The organism is Mesorhizobium sp. P171375 (assembly GCF_057786075.1).
In genome coordinates, this window is sequence record NZ_JBYNWF010000001.1 from 5,669,337 (window position 1) to 5,684,073 (window position 14,737).

Here is a 14,737-nt window from a genome sequence, read left to right on the forward strand (position 1 = left end):
TCTGAGGGGACCAAGAGAATGGAACTGCGCAAGAGCTATTTCGCCGATCAGCGCAAGGACGGCCTGCACGAGATCGGCCAGGGGCGTCCGCGGCTAGATTCGCCGGGCCATGTCACGGGCAAGACCGCCTATTTCGCCGACCGCAATTTCCCTGGCATGCTCCACCTGAAAATGGTGCGCAGCCCGCACCATCACGCCCGTATTCGCTCGATCGACACCTCCGAAGCCGAGAAGCATCCGGGCGTGGTGAAAATCCTCACCGCCAAGGACGTGCCGCACAATGTCTATACCATCCTGATCCTGATCCAGATCGGCCCGGAGGACGAGACGGTGCTGGCCGATGGCAAGGTGCGCTGGAAGGGCGAGGCCGTGGTGGCCGTACTGGCCGAGACCGAACGCGCGGCGCAGGAAGCAGCCGCCAAGGTCAAGGTGGACTACGAAGTGCTGCCGGCCGTCTTCGATATGGAGGAAGCGCTGAAACCCGGCGCACCGTTGGTCAACGAATACCACGGTCAGAACTATTATCTCTACGACAGCGGCGAATGCCGCAAGGTGCGCTTCGGCGATGTCGAGGCAGGCTTCGCTGAGGCCGACCATATCCTCGAGCAGAGCTACCAGTCCTCGCCTATCGAGCATGCGCCGACCGAGACCACCGGTTGCGTCGTGGTGCCCGAAGGCAATGACCGCTTCACCTGCTACACCAACACGCAGGCGATGTTCTTCACACTCGATAATGCCTCGATCATCCTGCAGATGCCGGGCTCGAAGTTGCATTTCGTCGGCGGCACGGTCGGCGGCGGCTTTGGCGGCAAGGTCGATGTCATCGTCGAGCCGATTGCCATCCTCGGCGCCAAACTAACCGGACGACCGGTCTGTTTCATCTATAGCCGTGAGGAGGAAATGCAGATCTCGTCACCGCGCGCGGCCGAAAAGGTCGTCATCAAGGACGGCGTGATGAAGGATGGCCGCATCGTCGCGCGCAAAGTCACCGGCTACACCGACGCCGGCGCCTATTCGCGCCACTCGCCCTATGGCGCGCAGAAGGGTGCTGCGCACTATCCCGGGCCTTATACGATCCCCAATGTCTGGATCGACACCTACTGCGTCTACACCAACCGCACCCCGTCGTCGGCCATGCGCGGCTTCGGCGTCACCATCGGCGACTTTGCGCTGGAGGTGCAGATGGACAAGCTGGCGCGGCTGATCGGCATGGACCCGCTCGAATTCCGCTTCATCAACGCCTATCGCGACGGCGACATGAAGGCGCATCGCCAGCCGACCGAAGGCGCAGCGCTGATCGAGTGCATGCAGGAGGCCTCGCGCGCCGCCAACTGGCCGGTGGCCGAAAAATACATGGCGATGTCCTCCTACAAGAAGGGAGCCTGAGATGGCGATCCGGCGCGGACGCGGCGTCGCCGCGATCAACTATCCGACAGGTATGAATCTCGGCGGCGATCCGACCCAGGCGCTGGTGCATTCGACGCCGACCGGCAATTTCATGGTGACGCTGTCGTCCGTCGATCTCGGTCAGGGCCTGAAGCAGATCATGGCGCAGATCTGCGCCGAGACCATCGGCGTGCCGACCGACCGGGTCATCATCGACACCGCCGATACCGACACCGGTCCGCACTGCATGGGCACCTTCGCCTCGCGCGGCACCCATCGCGCCGGCAATGCCGTCATCCAGGCGGCCAAGGAAGCCCGCCAGGTGATGCTGGAAGTGGCGGCCGAGGAGCTGGAAGTGAATGCGTCCGACCTCGAGACGGATGGCGAGGGCAACATTCTGGTCAAGGGCGCACCCCAGAAATCGATCTCGATCTTCGACGTCGCTTTGTCGGCGCATTTCAAGCGCGGCCGCTCGATTTCCGGACGCGGCATGTTCCTGATCCCGCGCTCCTATCCGGAGAAGGAAACCGGCGCGATGAAGCCTTCGACCTGCTACGCCCATGCCTGCACTGTCGCCGAGGTCGAGGTCGATGACGAGACCGGCGAGGTGACGGTGCTGACCGTCAAGAATGTCTTCGAGATCGGCCGTGCGCTGAACCCGAAAATGGTCGAGCAGCAGCTGGTCGGCGGCTCCTGGATGGGCATCAGCCATGCGCTCTACGAAACCACCGAACCGTATTATCCCAACCGCGACCATGGCGGCACCGACTTCAACCAGTATCTGATGCCGGGACCGGGCGACCTCGCCGAGACCGAGATCATCGTGCTGGAGCGCCCTTCCGCCGACGGACCCTATGGCGCCAAGGGGCCGGGGGAAATGTGCGCCAACCCGCAGATACCCGCTGTCGCCAATGCCGTCTTCGACGCCGTCGGCGTGCGTATCGACACGCTGCCGATCACGCCGGAGCGCATTTTGCGCGCGCTCAAGGCGCAGGCGGCGAACTGAGGACTGGAAATGCCGGAGGTGACTGCCGAGACTGTCGCGACCTCACCGGAGGCGGTGGCGCAGCATCTCGCCGCCTCGCGCTATCTCGCCGACGACAGCCTTGCCACCGCCATCTTCCTCGCCATTCGGCTCGGCAAGCCGCTGCTGCTCGAAGGCGCGCCCGGCGTCGGCAAGACGGAAGCGGCGAAGGCCATCGCCAAAGCTCTCGGCCGAGATCTGGTGCGGCTGCAATGCTATGAAGGCATCGACGCAGCACACGCACTCTACGAATGGAATTACCAGCGCCAGCTGCTCGCCATCCGCCATGCCGGCGAGCACGAGATCGACATTTATGACGACCGTTTTTTGATCGCCCGGCCGTTGCTCCAAGTGCTGCGAGCGCCAGAGCAGCGAGTGCTGCTGGTTGACGAGATCGACCGCTCCGACCATGAATTCGAAGCGCTGCTTCTGGAATTCCTCTCCGATTTCCAGATCAGCATCCCGGAGCGCGGCACCATCCGCGCCGAAGCGCAGCCGATCGTCATCCTGACCTCCAACCGCACCCGGGAACTTGCCGAGGCGCTGCGCCGCCGCTGCGTCTATCATTGGATCGGCTATCCCGACGCAAAGCGCGAGGCCGAGATCATCATGCTGCGCGCCGGCGGTGTCGCCGAGGCCACCGCGCGTGCGGTCGCCAATGCCGTGCAGGAGATCCGCGGCCGCCCGCTCGCCAAGCCGCCGGGCATCTCCGAGGCCGTAGAGTGGGCCAATGCCGCCACCATATTGGAGAAGGGCGGCAGCCCGTGGCCGGAAGCCTTCCGCCGCGCCATCGGCGTGCTGATCAAGGATGAGGAGGATTTGTCCGTGATAACGCCGGAGCTAGGCCGCATCGTCGAGGAGGCGCTGGCGTGAGCCGGGACCTCAACGACCGCTTCGCCCCGTTTACGGGGAGGAGGTGCCCCGAAGGGGCGGATGAGGGGCGGCGCCATGATGGGCAGAAGGTGGCGCCGCCCCTCACCTGCCTGCCGGCATCCTCTCCCCGTAAACGGGGCGAGGAGAGCTTGCCCCGCGCCGCCGAACCCTTGCTCGACTTCGCTCGGCTGCTGCGCCACCACGCCTTTCCCATCGCACCCGAGCAAGTCTCCAGCTTCATGCAGGCCGTTACCCTGCTCGGCCCGCGCTCCATGGCCGACATCCGCGAGGCGGCGCTCGCAACGCTCGCGCCCTCACCCGACCGCCGCGGCGAATTCGACGCGCATTTCCGCAGCCATTTCTATGGCGACGCCAGACCCTCGATCGCAGGCGAAGAGGACGAGGAAACGCGCATCAAGGACGATCACGGCACGCGCGAGGAAAAGAACCAGACCACGCGCCAGGAGAAAGGTGGCGAATTGTCGTCGGCGATGGAACAGCTGAGCAGCCGCGACTTCCAGCGCGACGATGATAGCCTTGTCCCCTTCCGCCGCAAGCTCGCTTCCGCGCTGCCCGCGCGCCGCTCCTTCCGCACGGTGGGCACCCGTTCGCGCGGCACGCTCGACCTGCGCCGTTCGCTCAGCGAAATCGTCAGCGCCGATGGCGACATCCCCTCGCCGCTGTTGCGCCGCCGCCAGACCGTGCCGCGCAAGCTGCTGCTCTTGATCGATATCTCCGGCTCGATGAAGCTGCACACTGCCGACTATCTCAAACTGGCGCATGCGACCGTGCAAGGCGCCGACCGCGCGGAAGTCTTCACCTTCGGCACGCGGCTCACTCGCATCACCTCGGCACTGCGCATCCGCGACCGCGATCAGGCGCTGTCCCGCGCCGGGGCACTGGTCGACGACTGGGACGGCGGCACGCGCATGGGGCCGACGCTGCTTGCCTTTCTCTCGGTGCCGCGCTTCTCGGCCTTCGCGCGCGGTGCTGCAGCCGTCATCCTGTCGGATGCGCTGGAACGCGGCGACCATGCCGATCTCGAAACCGCGATACGCCGACTGAGCGCCCGCGCCTTCCGGCTTTCGCTGGCAACACCTTTGGCCGGCGATCCGCGCTTCCAGCCTGCTACAGCGGCGCTGCGCGCTATCCTGCCTGACCTCGACGATCTCATCGACGGCTCGTCGCTGAACAGCCTCACCGATTTCATCCTGTCGCTCGCCCGCCCTGCCCCAGCGGCATCGACAATCTGGAAAAGGGTATCGTGATGCAGAAAGCCATCGACGCGCATTTCCACATCTGGCGCCAGCAGGATCAGCCCTGGCTGGTCGGTCCGATGGTGCCGCGCATCTTCGGGCCGTACGAGCCGATCCGCCGCGACTATCCGATCACGGAGTTTCTCGACGACCAGAAAGGCGCCGGCGTCGAAAAGGCGGTCTATGTCCAGACCAACTGGGCCAAGGAGGATTTCGAAAAAGAGGTCGCCTTCCTGCAGAAGACTGCTGATGAAACCGGCTGGCCGCATGCCATTGTTGGCTATGCCGACATGACCGTGGACGACGTCCGGCACCAGATCGACCGGCTGATGAAATACCCCCTGCTGCGCGGCGTGCGCATGCAGCTGCACTGGCATGAGACGCCGGCCTTCCGCTTCGCCGCCTCGCCCGACCAGGTCATCGACCCAAAGGTGCGCGCCAATGTGGCGCGGCTGAAGGACTATGGCCTGTCATTCGATCTCCAGCTCTTTCCCACCCAGATGAAGGACGGGCTGACGCTGGTCGGCGAGAACCCGCAGACCAATTTCATCCTCACCCATGCCGGCATGCTGACCGGCATGGAGCCGGAGACGACCGAAGCCTGGAAAGCCGGCCTGCGCACGCTTTCCGCCGCGCCGAACTTCTACGCCAAGCTGTCGGGACTGGGGACCTTCGTCCACCGCAACGACCCGGATCTGATCGCCTACATCGTCGACAATGCGATCGACATTCTGGGTAGCGACCACCTGATGTTCGGCTCGAACTTCCCGATCGAAAAACTCTGGACCAGCCACGCCGAATTGACCAAGGCGCACCGAGATGCAGTGGCCAGGCATGGCGCGGGGGCTGAGGCCGATATTTTCTGGAACACGGCTGAGAAGGTTTATCGGCCGGTGTAGCACGGACCTCCCCTTCTCCCCCTGTGGGAGAAGGTGGATCGGCGCGCAGCGCCGAGACGGATGAGGGGTGCTGGAAGAAACTAGACGTGAAAAGATCAAGGGATTTCAATCGCTTAGTTCTCAAAGGTCGCGATCCTTTCCAACACCCCTCATCCGACCTCGCTTCGCGAGGCCACCTTCTCCCACAGGGGGAGAAGGTAAGGGCGCGCCGCCGCCTCACTTCACTTCAAACTCAGGATCGACCGGGACCATCGTCACCAGATGATTGGTCTGCCCGGCCAGCCCGATGATCGACACCAGCTCGCCATGCTGCGCATCGGTCATGCCTTTGGCGCGAGCGGCGGCCGTATGCGAATGGACGCAGTAGGAGCAGCCATTGGCAGTGGACACCGCGATGTAGATCATCTCCTTGGTCAGCGGATCGATGGCGCTTTCAGTGGCCATCACCACCTTCACCTGTTCCCATGTCCGTTTCAGCAAGGCTGGATCATTGGCCAGCCCGCGCCAGAAATTGTTGACGAAATCCGATTTGCGAGTCGCCCGGATGTCATCGAACACCGCCTTCAAGGCCGGGATCTTCTCGACCTCGGCATCGCTGAGCAGTCTTGTCGCGGCCATGGTATTTCCCTTCGTTGAATCGGTGGATCAGGTCGTTGAATCAGATCTCGAGCAAACGTGCCTAACCTTTTGCCGATTCAAGTTTCGCGGCGGAAGAATTCGACGTCAATTCTTCAGAGCGTGGCCGGAAACCTCGGCGCCCGCACCAGGCGGCAGCACCAGGAACCGCAACGCCGCCACCAGCCCGATGGCGCCGATCACCAGGAAGGCGATGCGAAAATCGACGAGGTCGAGCGCAGGCTGCGCCCTGACGATCTGCGACAGATTGAGGATTGCCGCCGCCACCGCGACACCGAACAGCATCGCTATTTGCTGCAGCATGGAAGACAGCGTCGCCGCCGAGCTGCGCTGCGTCGCGTCGATGTCGGCGAAGGCCAGCGTGTTCAGCGCGGTGAACTGCATCGAGCGCGACAGGCCGGCGACCAGCATCAGCGCCACCACCAGCGCCTGCGGTGTGTCAGGCGAGATCGCCGCGCAAGCCATGATCGATGCCGAGGCGATCAGGCCGTTGACGACCATCACCGAGCGGAAACCAAAGCGCCGCAGCGTCGGCGTCGTCACCGTCTTCATGCCGAGATTGCCGAGGAAATAGGCCAGGATCATCAGGCCGGCATCGACGGGCGAAAGCCCGAAACCAACCTGGAACAGCAATGGCAGCAGGAACGGCGTGGCGTTGATCGCCACGCGGAAGATCGTGCCGGCGGCGAGCGTCGAGATGGCGAAGGTCAACACCTTGAACGCGGAGAGATCGAGCAGCGGATGCGGCGCGCGCCGGAGGTGCCGCACCGCCAGCCAGCCGATGACGATGCCGGCGGCAACCAGCAGCACCGTCGGCAAGGCACCATCCTCGGGATGCGCAACGCGTTCGAGGCCATAGAGCAGAAGGGCAAGTCCCAGCGATGTCAGGAAAAATCCCGGCCAGTCCAGCGGCTTGGCATCGGCCTCGCGGTCGCCGGGGATAAAACGCGCCACCAGCGCCAGCCCAATCAGCCCAAGCGGGATGTTGATGAAGAAATTCCAGTGCCAGGAGAGATAGGTGGTGATGAAGCCGCCGAACACCGGCCCGACGACAGGCGCGAACAGCGCCGGCCAGGTGATCAGCGCCGTGGCATTGAGCAGCTCCGACTTCGGCGCATTGCGTAGCACGAGAATACGCCCGACCGGCGTCATCAGGGCGCTGCCCAGGCCCTGCACGGCGCGGGCAGCGACGAATTGAGGGAGACTTTGCGAGAAGCCGCAGGCGAGCGAGGCCAGCGTGAACAGCACGATCGCCAGCAGGAAGATGTTGCGCGCCCCGAAGCGGTCGGCAAGCCAGCCCGACAGCGGCACGAACACCGCCATGGTCAGCATATAGACGGTGATGCCGATGCTCATCGCCACCGCCGGCACGCCGAAGGATTCTCCCATCTGCGGCAGCGAGGTCGAGATGATCGTCGAATCCAGCAGCTGCATGAAAAACGCGATGGCGACGATCAGCGCCACGCGCCGCGCATTGCTGGCGGTCTCGGTGGAGGCTTCGGTATCGGGAACGGCAGTCATGACGAACCGCGTTGAACAGCATATGGCTGGCCCAGTCCAGAGCCTAGCCAACAAACTTCCGTGTCAGCCCGAGGCCTGCTATGGGATGGACGGGTCGACGGAGGAAAGCGCGCGCATAAATGAAGCCGATCTATATCGACTACCTCAATGCCCTCGATATCGAAGCCCTTGATATGACCGACGGCGAAATCATCGCCGCCGTCGAGGCCGGACTGGTCGCGCAAGGCAATGGCCAGACGGTGATCGAACCGCGCGTCCATCTCGAACCCGATCCGGCTTTCCATGGTCATTTCAACGTTCTGCGCGGCTACGTCGCGCCGCTCGATGCGGCCGGCGTGAAGATCGTCGGCGACTATGTCGACAATTATCTGCACGGCCTGCCCTCGGAATTCGGTATTTTGAACCTGTTCGATCCGCGCACCGGCACGCCGCGCGCCATCCTTGACGCCACCGTCATTACCGACATGCGCACCGGCGCCGTCACCGCCATCGGCGCCAAGCATCTGGCGCGCAAGAATTCCAAGGTTCTGGCCCATATCGGGGCGCGCGGCACTGCCTACTGGAACGTGCGCCTGCTCGACCATCTCTTCGACTTCGACGAGATCCGCGTCCATTCGCGCCGCCCGGAAAGCCGCGACGGCTTTGCCGCCAAACTCTCCGCCGATCTCGGCAAACCGGTCACGGCGGTCGCCGACTGGGAGAGCTGCGTCAAAGGCGCCGACATCGTCGTCGAGGCCTCGCGCCTGCCCGAGCCGCAGCCGCTCCTCAAGACCGAATGGATCAAACCCGGCGCTCTCGTCATGCCCTACGGCACGATGAGCGCGGTGGAGCTATCGCTGACCGATATCATGCAGAAAATGGTCGTCGACGACTGGGGCCAGTGCAAGGGCGGCAAGTTCGGCTCGCTGCGCGCCCATGTCGAGACCGGACGGCTGAGCGAAAAGACGCTGCATGCCGAACTCGGCCAGATCGCTGCCGGCCTGAAAGCCGGGCGCGAAAGCGACGACGAGACGATCCTGTTCTGGCATCGCGGCCTGTCGCTGTCCGACATTGCGCTGGGCAAGGCAATGCTGGCCAAGGCCACAGACAAGGGCATAGGCCAGAGGCTGCGCTTCGCATGAGCGCGCTCGTCCTCAGCGGCGCCGGCATCAGCGTCGAGGATGTCGCGGCCGTCGCCCGTGGCGGCCGCAAGGTCGAGGTCGGGCCCGGCGTCATCGAGAGGCTCGACAAAGCCCGCAAAGTGCTTGACCAGGCCGCAGCGTCCGGCCAGCAGATCTACGGCCTCAACACCGGGCTCGGCGCCAATCTCGGCACCACGGTCGAAGGCGATGCCAGTGCCTTCCAGCGCCAGCTGCTGGAAGGCCGCAGCGGCGCTGTCGGCGAGCCGCTGTCGCAAGAGGCGGTGCGGGCGACAATGCTGGCGCGCGCCGCGATGTTCTCGGTTGGCGGTTCGGGTATTTCGCCGGCTGTTTTGACCGCCCTTGTCGACGCGCTCAATGCGGGCGTGCATCCTGTGATGCCGTCTCTAGGTTCAATCGGCGCCGGCGACCTGCTGCTGATGACCGCGACAGCCCCGCACGCTGATTGCAGAGGGCGAAGCTGACTACCAAGGCCGGCGCATGCCTTCCGCAAAGGCGTTGATGATGGCGCGGCTGGCGCCGATCAGCCTGGCGCCCAAAGACGGACTGTCGTTGATCAATGCTTCGGCGGTCTCGACGGGTGCCGGCGCACTGGCGCTCGCTGATACCCTCTCAGCCTTTGAACAACAGCAGCAAGCCGGCGCACTGACGATGGAGGCACTTGGCGCCAACCGCACCATCCTCGATCCGCGTCTGCATCTGGCGCGTCCCGCGGCCTGCCAGCAGCTTGCGGCAAAGGAGCTACGCGATCTGCTCGCCCGCGACGAGCAACCACCGCCCACCACCTTGCAGGATCCGCTTTCGGTCCGCTGCATGCCGTCGATACACGGCGCGCTGATCCAGGCGATCGACAATGCAAGGCTTGCGGTAGAAATCGAGCTCAACGCCGCCGCCGACAATCCTCTGGTACTCGAAGAGGACAATTTGGTCTTGTCGACAGGCAATTTCCACACCGCCTCGATGGCACTCGCTTTCGAGACGCTTGGCCTCGCCATCGCGCAGGCCTCAGCCGCAACGGCCGCACGCTTCGTCCAACTCACCGGCTCCGGCCGCAACGGCCTGCCCAAATATTTGTCGCCAATCGGCGGCGCGTCCGCCGGCTTCGTGCCGCTGCAAAAGACAGTCACGGCGATCCTCGCCGCCATCCGCCACAAGGCCAATCCGGTGATGCTCGACTTCCTGCCGGTCTCGGAAGGCGTCGAGGACCATGCGACGCAGACGCTGCTCGCTGTTACGAAATGCGCCGGCATGATCGGCCTGTGGAGACGGTTGATCGCCTTTGAGCTGATGGCGGCAGCACAGGCGGTCGATTTGCGCGAAGGCCTGACGCTGGCGCCGGCGACAGGAGTCATCCATGCGGCGGTGCGCGCGCACGTGGCGAGCCTCAGGGAAGACAGGCCGCTCGGCCCGGACGCCGAGCCGCTTTACGCCTCGCTCGCCAACGGTGGTTGGCGGGCGTAACAGCGACCACGCCAGATCGGCGAGTTCAGGCCTTTTCATCCACCCTTTTCATGAATTGGCTTAGCTCGGCCGGGTCCATGCGCACCACATGCTTGTCTTCCGGATAAGCGCCGCTGTTGACGTCGGCGACATATTCGGAAAACGCCGCCACCCGCTCTGCTTGCAAGCGGTCATATTCAGCTGCGAAATTGCGATAGACCTTGGAATGGCGCGGCATGTGGCCCCTGTTCTGGCCGAGTATGTCGTCGGCGAACAGGTATTGCGCATCGCAGCCAGTGCCCGCGCCCATCGACAGCATGATCAGCGAGGTCCGCTCCGAGATTGCCTTGGCCACCTCGACCGGCACCACCTCGATCTCGGCGCCGATGGCGCCGGCGGCCTCATACTGCTTCACCGCCTCGAAGATCTGCATGGCGGTGTCGGCGGTCTTACCCACCGCCTTGAAGCCGCCGGTCCAGGTCGCGCGCGACGGAATGAGGCCGACATGGCCGATGACCGGGATGGCATCGGCGGCCAGCCGCTTGACCGTGGCAAAGCCGGCGCTGCAGTAGACCGCGTCGGCGCTCGCCTTGTAGACCCGGAACGCCCAGCGGATGAAATCGTCGGCGGTGCCGATCTCGTAAAAATTCTCGCCCGGCATGGTGAACAGGCTGGGCGCCGCGTCGCGATACTCAGGATTGAGCACCAGCTCCGGTGGCACCGAGACGATGTCGACCCCAGCCCGCTCGGCGGCCTCGGCCTCGTCCATCGTCATCACGCGCAGCATGGTCAACTGGCGCTTGCCCTTCATGGCGCGCAAATCCGCCACCGTCGGTCTTTTCCGGCTCATCGATCTTGCTTCCTTGTGTTGCGGCTACTGCAGGCCGGTCAGCTGATGTCGATCATCACTTTGCCAGCCTCGACCTTAACTGCATAGGTCCTGAGATTGACGCAGACAGGCGCGCCCTTGGCGGCCCCTGTCTTGTAGTTGAAGCGGCCATTGTGCTTGGGGCATTCGATGATGTCGTCCATGACCAGCCCGTCGGCCAGATGCGTCTTCTCATGGGTGCAAAACCCGTCAGTGGCAAAGAATTCGTCATCGGGCGAGCGATAGATCGCAAAGCTGCGACCGCCATGATCGAAGCGGATGACATCCTCTTCGTCGACAGCGTCGACGGCGCACGCTTCAACCCAGTCAGCCATTTTTCTCTCCTGCTGAGATCGGAAGCCTATTCCGCCGCCGCCGACATGTTCAAGTCGTGGAATTCACCCCGGTAGGGCCGCGCAGTCGCCGGCAGTTCACGCTTGAGGAAATAGTCCTCGTATTTGAGCTGCTTGAGCATCACCGGCCAGACCTCGCGATAGGCATGCCACATCGACGGGTTGGGCTCCGGCAGATCATGCTTGATCAGCTCATGCAGCCGGGGCAGCGCATGGTAGGGCACCATCGGGAACATGTGATGCTCCACATGGTAATTCATGTTCCAGTAGATGAAGCGGCTGATCGGGTTCATGTAGACGGTGCGGGTGTTGAGCCGGTGGTCGACGACATTGTCGGCCAGACCGATATGCTGCAGCAGGCCGGTCAGCACCATGTGCCAGCTGCCGTAGAGGCGCGGCAGGCCGATGATCATCAGCGGCAGGAACGACCACATATAGAGCGCCAGCGCGATGGTCGCGACGTAGATGGCGACATGCCAGCGTGCGGCGGTGATGACCTTCGGCTGCTCCATCTCGGGGATGTAGCTTTTCTCGTCGGGCGAGATGTTGCCGAAGGCGTTGCGCACCAGCGTCGGCAGCGAATAGCGGAAATCGAGAATGCCGGTGAAGGCAAGGGCGGCGCGCAGCAGGTCCGGCGGCCGCATCACCGCGATCTCGGCGTCGCGGCCGACGATGATCGTGTCGGTGTGGTGGCGGGCATGGCTCCAGCGCCAGGTCACCGGATTGCGCACCACCATGAAGCTGGCGATCTGATAAATCGCATCGTTCATCCAGCGCGTCCTGAATGCGGTGCCATGACCGCATTCGTGCCAGCGCGAGTCGCTGGAGGAGCCATAGAGCAAGCCATAGACGAAGAAGAACGGCACGCACCACCAGGTGCCCCAGAACCAGATGCCGCCGGCAGCAGAGCCCAGTATGGCGACGATCCAGATGATGGTGTCACGGATCGCCGGGCCGTCCGAACGCTGCATCAGCTCCTTCATCGCCTTGCGCGAGACATCGGTGTGATACCATTCGGCCGAGGCCAGACCGGTTTCGATCGCCCGCCGCGTGCTTTCGCCAACCAGGCTGTAGTCGCGCTTTTTCCCCGTCACATCGACCTCCGATTTCCGGCCCGCCAGCCGAAGTTTTGCATCCCGGTCATGCCTTGCCCGCCAATCCAGGAAAATTGCCCGACGGCTTCGGGTAATCCTCGCGCGGCTGCTGCGCGATGGCAGCAATCCGGCGCTCTGCAGCGATGATCTCATCGGCGCCGTCGAGAACGCGGAACACCGCATCGTAGGAGCGGCTTTCGCCATGCTCCAACCAGATCATCTCGCCGCGTTCACGCGCCGCAAGGTTGCCGAGCACATGATGCGTCGAGGGTTCGATGCCCAGCGCATACTGTCCGGCCTGGAAATTCTGCCACTGATAGGCGCAAGGCAGCTGGTCCTTGCGCGTCACCACTTCGAAGCCGAGGCCGAGCCGGTCGTTGACCACCGCCACCGGCACCTCGCCGGTGGCATTGGCGGCCATTTCATGCTGCCAGACCTGCTCGCTGAACCCCAGTTGCGGCGCCGGCATCGTGCGGTAGCCGACCTGCTGCGCCTCATAGCGCTCGCCGGCATGTCCGGCCCAGACGACATCCTTGATCGGTGCCAGATAGCGCGACCCTTCGTCGAGCAAGGGATGGCTGACATTGATGTGGTAGAAATACATATGCGGCGTGCGGTTGAAGCCGTGATTGACGACGCGATCGGAAAGTCGGATCTCGTTGCCGCCGACATCGGCCTCGATGCGGCGCAACAGATGCAGATCCTCGCCGAACACCGTCGCCTGCTGGACGATCGCCTCGGCCCACAGCACGCAGCGGTCGCCGTCCCAGGCCTCGCCATAACCGGTCAGCCGCGCCGGAATGGTGCTGATGCGGCCATGCAGCGAATGGACCACGCTCTTCTTGCCGGGATAGTTGTAGGTGTCGGCCGACACTTCATCGCGGCCCAGAATATGGTCGAGACCGCAGGTCAAAAGCAGCCCGGAAAACGAACGCGCCCAGCCAAGTCCCTGCTCGCCTTCATAGTCGTGCAGGCCGGGATGACGGAACCCGCTTGGCGAATGCCAGCCGATCGCCTGGCCCCTGAAATCGCAATCGGCGATATCGAGCGCCCGGTCGACCAGCGCCGTGAAGCGCAGGCCCGAGCCGGTGCGGAATTCGAGCATGCGGATGCCGCGTTCGACGCCGTCGCCAAGTGTCATCAGCCGCACGCCGGCAAATTGCGACAGCATGCCCGAACGTTCGCTGACCTGCCGGCGCGAAAGCGTCTTGCCGTAAAGCTCTACCATGTGCCGGCCGCTTCTCTCACTTCGCTGTGGCGATGCGCCGCCGCAAAGCGGCGACGCAAGGGGTGTTGGTGTCAAAGGCCGTTGGCGCGGAACTTGTCGTCGAGGAATTTCTTCGCCCTCGGCACATCGTCTTCCGAGAGATGCTCGATGATGACAGGGATGTTCGGGTTCTTCTGCGCCAGGCGCTTCAGATAGAGATCGTAGTTGAGCGAACCGGTGCCCGGTGCGTTGAGCACCATCTCGCCGACGCCGCGGAAGGTGTGCGAGGCGAGCGCGTCATCATCGCCGATATCGGCGTGCTTCTCACTCTTGTCGTCGCCGGCGCGCGCGACATCCTTGGCGTGCGCAATCTTGACCTTGTCGGCCAGCGTGTCGAACACCTGGTTCAGCACCTTGTCCATCTGGTCGATGTTGTGGCTTTCGAAATAGTTGGTCGGGTCCATCAGCAGGCCGAGACCGGGATGGTCGACCTGCGCGAACATGCGCACCGTTTCCTCGACCGAGCCGACGACATTGTTGACGTAGGTTTCGAGCAGGAACATCGAGCCGTGGTCGTAGGCTTCCTGCGCCAGTTCGGCGATCACCTTGCGGCACATTTCAAAGCCCTCTTCGGACTTGTTCTTGGGATCGCTCATCCACTCGCTCTCGGTGTTGTAGGTGCCGGTTTCCGAGATCACATAGGCCGAGCCGAGCTGGCGGGCGTTGCGGATGATTTCCTTCAGCCGATCGACATTCGCCTTGCGGTGCGCGAGGTCGGGATGAATGACATTGGTGTAGCCCGAGATGCAGCAGATCGGCAGGTCGTAGGCACGAAATGTATCGCGGACTTTCTTGGCCCTGTCCTTGGTGATCTGGCCGGCCGACAGGTCGATATCCTTGAAGTGCAGGTCGAGCTGTACGGTGTTGAAGCCGTGGCCGCGAATTTTCTTCGCCGTCTCTTCGAGCCCGTAGGGGAAGTACCCCGTAAAAATCCCGGATTGCATCATGGTGTGAAGTCCTCCCTGTAAGCGATTCAGTTGA

The 14,737-nt window shown here is 63.6% G+C and carries 13 protein-coding genes and 1 pseudogene; 7 read left to right on the forward strand and 7 right to left on the reverse strand.

The window, feature by feature from the left end:
* Positions 1–18: 18 nt before the first annotated feature.
* The 5 genes from ACYHH6_RS27675 to ACYHH6_RS27695 all read left to right on the forward strand — a co-directional run bounded on the left by ACYHH6_RS27675 (position 19) and on the right by ACYHH6_RS27695 (position 5,438).
* On the forward strand, positions 19–1,386 hold the full coding sequence (locus ACYHH6_RS27675) for a xanthine dehydrogenase family protein molybdopterin-binding subunit (protein WP_352583722.1): 1,368 nt from the start codon (positions 19–21) through the stop codon (positions 1,384–1,386).
* A 1-nt stretch (position 1,387) separates the two neighbouring features.
* Positions 1,388–2,392 carry a xanthine dehydrogenase family protein molybdopterin-binding subunit gene (locus ACYHH6_RS27680; protein ID WP_352583720.1) on the forward strand — a complete coding sequence of 335 codons (1,005 nt, stop codon included), beginning with the start codon at positions 1,388–1,390 and terminating at the stop codon, positions 2,390–2,392.
* Positions 2,393–2,401: 9 nt separating this feature from the next.
* On the forward strand, positions 2,402–3,283 hold the full coding sequence (locus ACYHH6_RS27685; RefSeq protein ID WP_352583718.1) for an AAA family ATPase: 882 nt from the start codon (positions 2,402–2,404) through the stop codon (positions 3,281–3,283).
* 149 nt (positions 3,284–3,432) lie between these two features.
* Positions 3,433–4,551, forward strand: coding sequence for a vWA domain-containing protein (locus ACYHH6_RS27690; protein WP_352583716.1), 1,119 nt, complete (start codon positions 3,433–3,435; stop codon positions 4,549–4,551).
* Complete coding sequence (locus ACYHH6_RS27695) at positions 4,551–5,438, forward strand: amidohydrolase family protein (protein WP_352583714.1); 888 nt, start codon at positions 4,551–4,553, stop codon at positions 5,436–5,438. The genes ACYHH6_RS27690 and ACYHH6_RS27695 overlap by 1 nt, the downstream gene beginning before the upstream one ends.
* A gap of 216 nt (positions 5,439–5,654) precedes the next feature.
* On the opposite strand, the gene ACYHH6_RS27700 is transcribed toward ACYHH6_RS27695, so the two are convergent.
* Both ACYHH6_RS27700 and ACYHH6_RS27705 read right to left on the reverse strand, forming a co-directional pair.
* Positions 5,655–6,056, reverse strand: a complete 402-nt coding sequence (locus ACYHH6_RS27700; RefSeq protein WP_352583712.1) for a carboxymuconolactone decarboxylase family protein — start codon at positions 6,054–6,056, stop codon at positions 5,655–5,657.
* Positions 6,057–6,161: 105 nt separating this feature from the next.
* Positions 6,162–7,595 (reverse strand): DHA2 family efflux MFS transporter permease subunit, encoded by a 1,434-nt coding sequence (locus ACYHH6_RS27705; RefSeq protein WP_352583710.1) that lies wholly within the window; start codon positions 7,593–7,595, stop codon positions 6,162–6,164.
* Between the two features lie 119 nt (positions 7,596–7,714).
* On the opposite strand from ACYHH6_RS27705, the gene ACYHH6_RS27710 reads away from it, so the two are divergent.
* Together ACYHH6_RS27710 and ACYHH6_RS27715 are read left to right on the forward strand one after the other, a co-directional pair.
* Positions 7,715–8,716 carry an ornithine cyclodeaminase family protein gene (locus tag ACYHH6_RS27710; protein ID WP_352583708.1) on the forward strand — a complete coding sequence of 334 codons (1,002 nt, stop codon included), beginning with the start codon at positions 7,715–7,717 and terminating at the stop codon, positions 8,714–8,716.
* Positions 8,713–10,195, forward strand: a pseudogene (locus tag ACYHH6_RS27715) (HAL/PAL/TAL family ammonia-lyase). The gene ACYHH6_RS27710 and the pseudogene ACYHH6_RS27715 overlap by 4 nt, the downstream one beginning before the upstream one ends.
* Positions 10,196–10,220: 25 nt before the next feature.
* On the opposite strand, the gene ACYHH6_RS27720 reads toward ACYHH6_RS27715, so the two are convergent.
* The 5 genes from ACYHH6_RS27720 to ACYHH6_RS27740 form a co-directional block, all read right to left on the reverse strand.
* Positions 10,221–11,024, reverse strand: coding sequence for a 3-methyl-2-oxobutanoate hydroxymethyltransferase (locus tag ACYHH6_RS27720; protein ID WP_352583706.1), 804 nt, complete (start codon positions 11,022–11,024; stop codon positions 10,221–10,223).
* 38 nt (positions 11,025–11,062) lie between these two features.
* Positions 11,063–11,377, reverse strand: coding sequence for a MocE family 2Fe-2S type ferredoxin (locus ACYHH6_RS27725; RefSeq protein WP_112560265.1), 315 nt, complete (start codon positions 11,375–11,377; stop codon positions 11,063–11,065).
* Positions 11,378–11,403: 26 nt separating this feature from the next.
* A complete protein-coding gene (locus ACYHH6_RS27730) occupies positions 11,404–12,489 on the reverse strand; it encodes a fatty acid desaturase family protein (protein WP_352583702.1) in 1,086 nt (361 codons plus the stop codon).
* Between the two features lie 46 nt (positions 12,490–12,535).
* On the reverse strand, positions 12,536–13,717 hold the full coding sequence (locus tag ACYHH6_RS27735) for an aldose 1-epimerase family protein (RefSeq protein ID WP_352583700.1): 1,182 nt from the start codon (positions 13,715–13,717) through the stop codon (positions 12,536–12,538).
* 71 nt (positions 13,718–13,788) lie between these two features.
* Positions 13,789–14,703 carry a sugar phosphate isomerase/epimerase family protein gene (locus ACYHH6_RS27740; protein WP_352583698.1) on the reverse strand — a complete coding sequence of 305 codons (915 nt, stop codon included), beginning with the start codon at positions 14,701–14,703 and terminating at the stop codon, positions 13,789–13,791.
* Between the last annotated feature and the right edge of the window lie 34 nt (positions 14,704–14,737).

Coding starts and splice junctions, on each gene's coding strand:
- ACYHH6_RS27685 (WP_352583718.1), top strand. CDS start 2,402: ATGCCGGAGGTGACTGCCGAGACTGTCGCGACCTCACCGGAGGCGGTG.
- ACYHH6_RS27735 (WP_352583700.1), bottom strand. CDS start 13,717: ATGGTAGAGCTTTACGGCAAGACGCTTTCGCGCCGGCAGGTCAGCGAA.
- ACYHH6_RS27705 (WP_352583710.1), bottom strand. CDS start 7,595: ATGACTGCCGTTCCCGATACCGAAGCCTCCACCGAGACCGCCAGCAAT.
- ACYHH6_RS27710 (WP_352583708.1), top strand. CDS start 7,715: ATGAAGCCGATCTATATCGACTACCTCAATGCCCTCGATATCGAAGCC.
- ACYHH6_RS27700 (WP_352583712.1), bottom strand. CDS start 6,056: ATGGCCGCGACAAGACTGCTCAGCGATGCCGAGGTCGAGAAGATCCCG.
- ACYHH6_RS27680 (WP_352583720.1), top strand. CDS start 1,388: ATGGCGATCCGGCGCGGACGCGGCGTCGCCGCGATCAACTATCCGACA.
- ACYHH6_RS27720 (WP_352583706.1), bottom strand. CDS start 11,024: ATGAGCCGGAAAAGACCGACGGTGGCGGATTTGCGCGCCATGAAGGGC.
- ACYHH6_RS27675 (WP_352583722.1), top strand. CDS start 19: ATGGAACTGCGCAAGAGCTATTTCGCCGATCAGCGCAAGGACGGCCTG.
- ACYHH6_RS27695 (WP_352583714.1), top strand. CDS start 4,551: ATGCAGAAAGCCATCGACGCGCATTTCCACATCTGGCGCCAGCAGGAT.
- ACYHH6_RS27725 (WP_112560265.1), bottom strand. CDS start 11,377: ATGGCTGACTGGGTTGAAGCGTGCGCCGTCGACGCTGTCGACGAAGAG.
- ACYHH6_RS27740 (WP_352583698.1), bottom strand. CDS start 14,703: ATGATGCAATCCGGGATTTTTACGGGGTACTTCCCCTACGGGCTCGAA.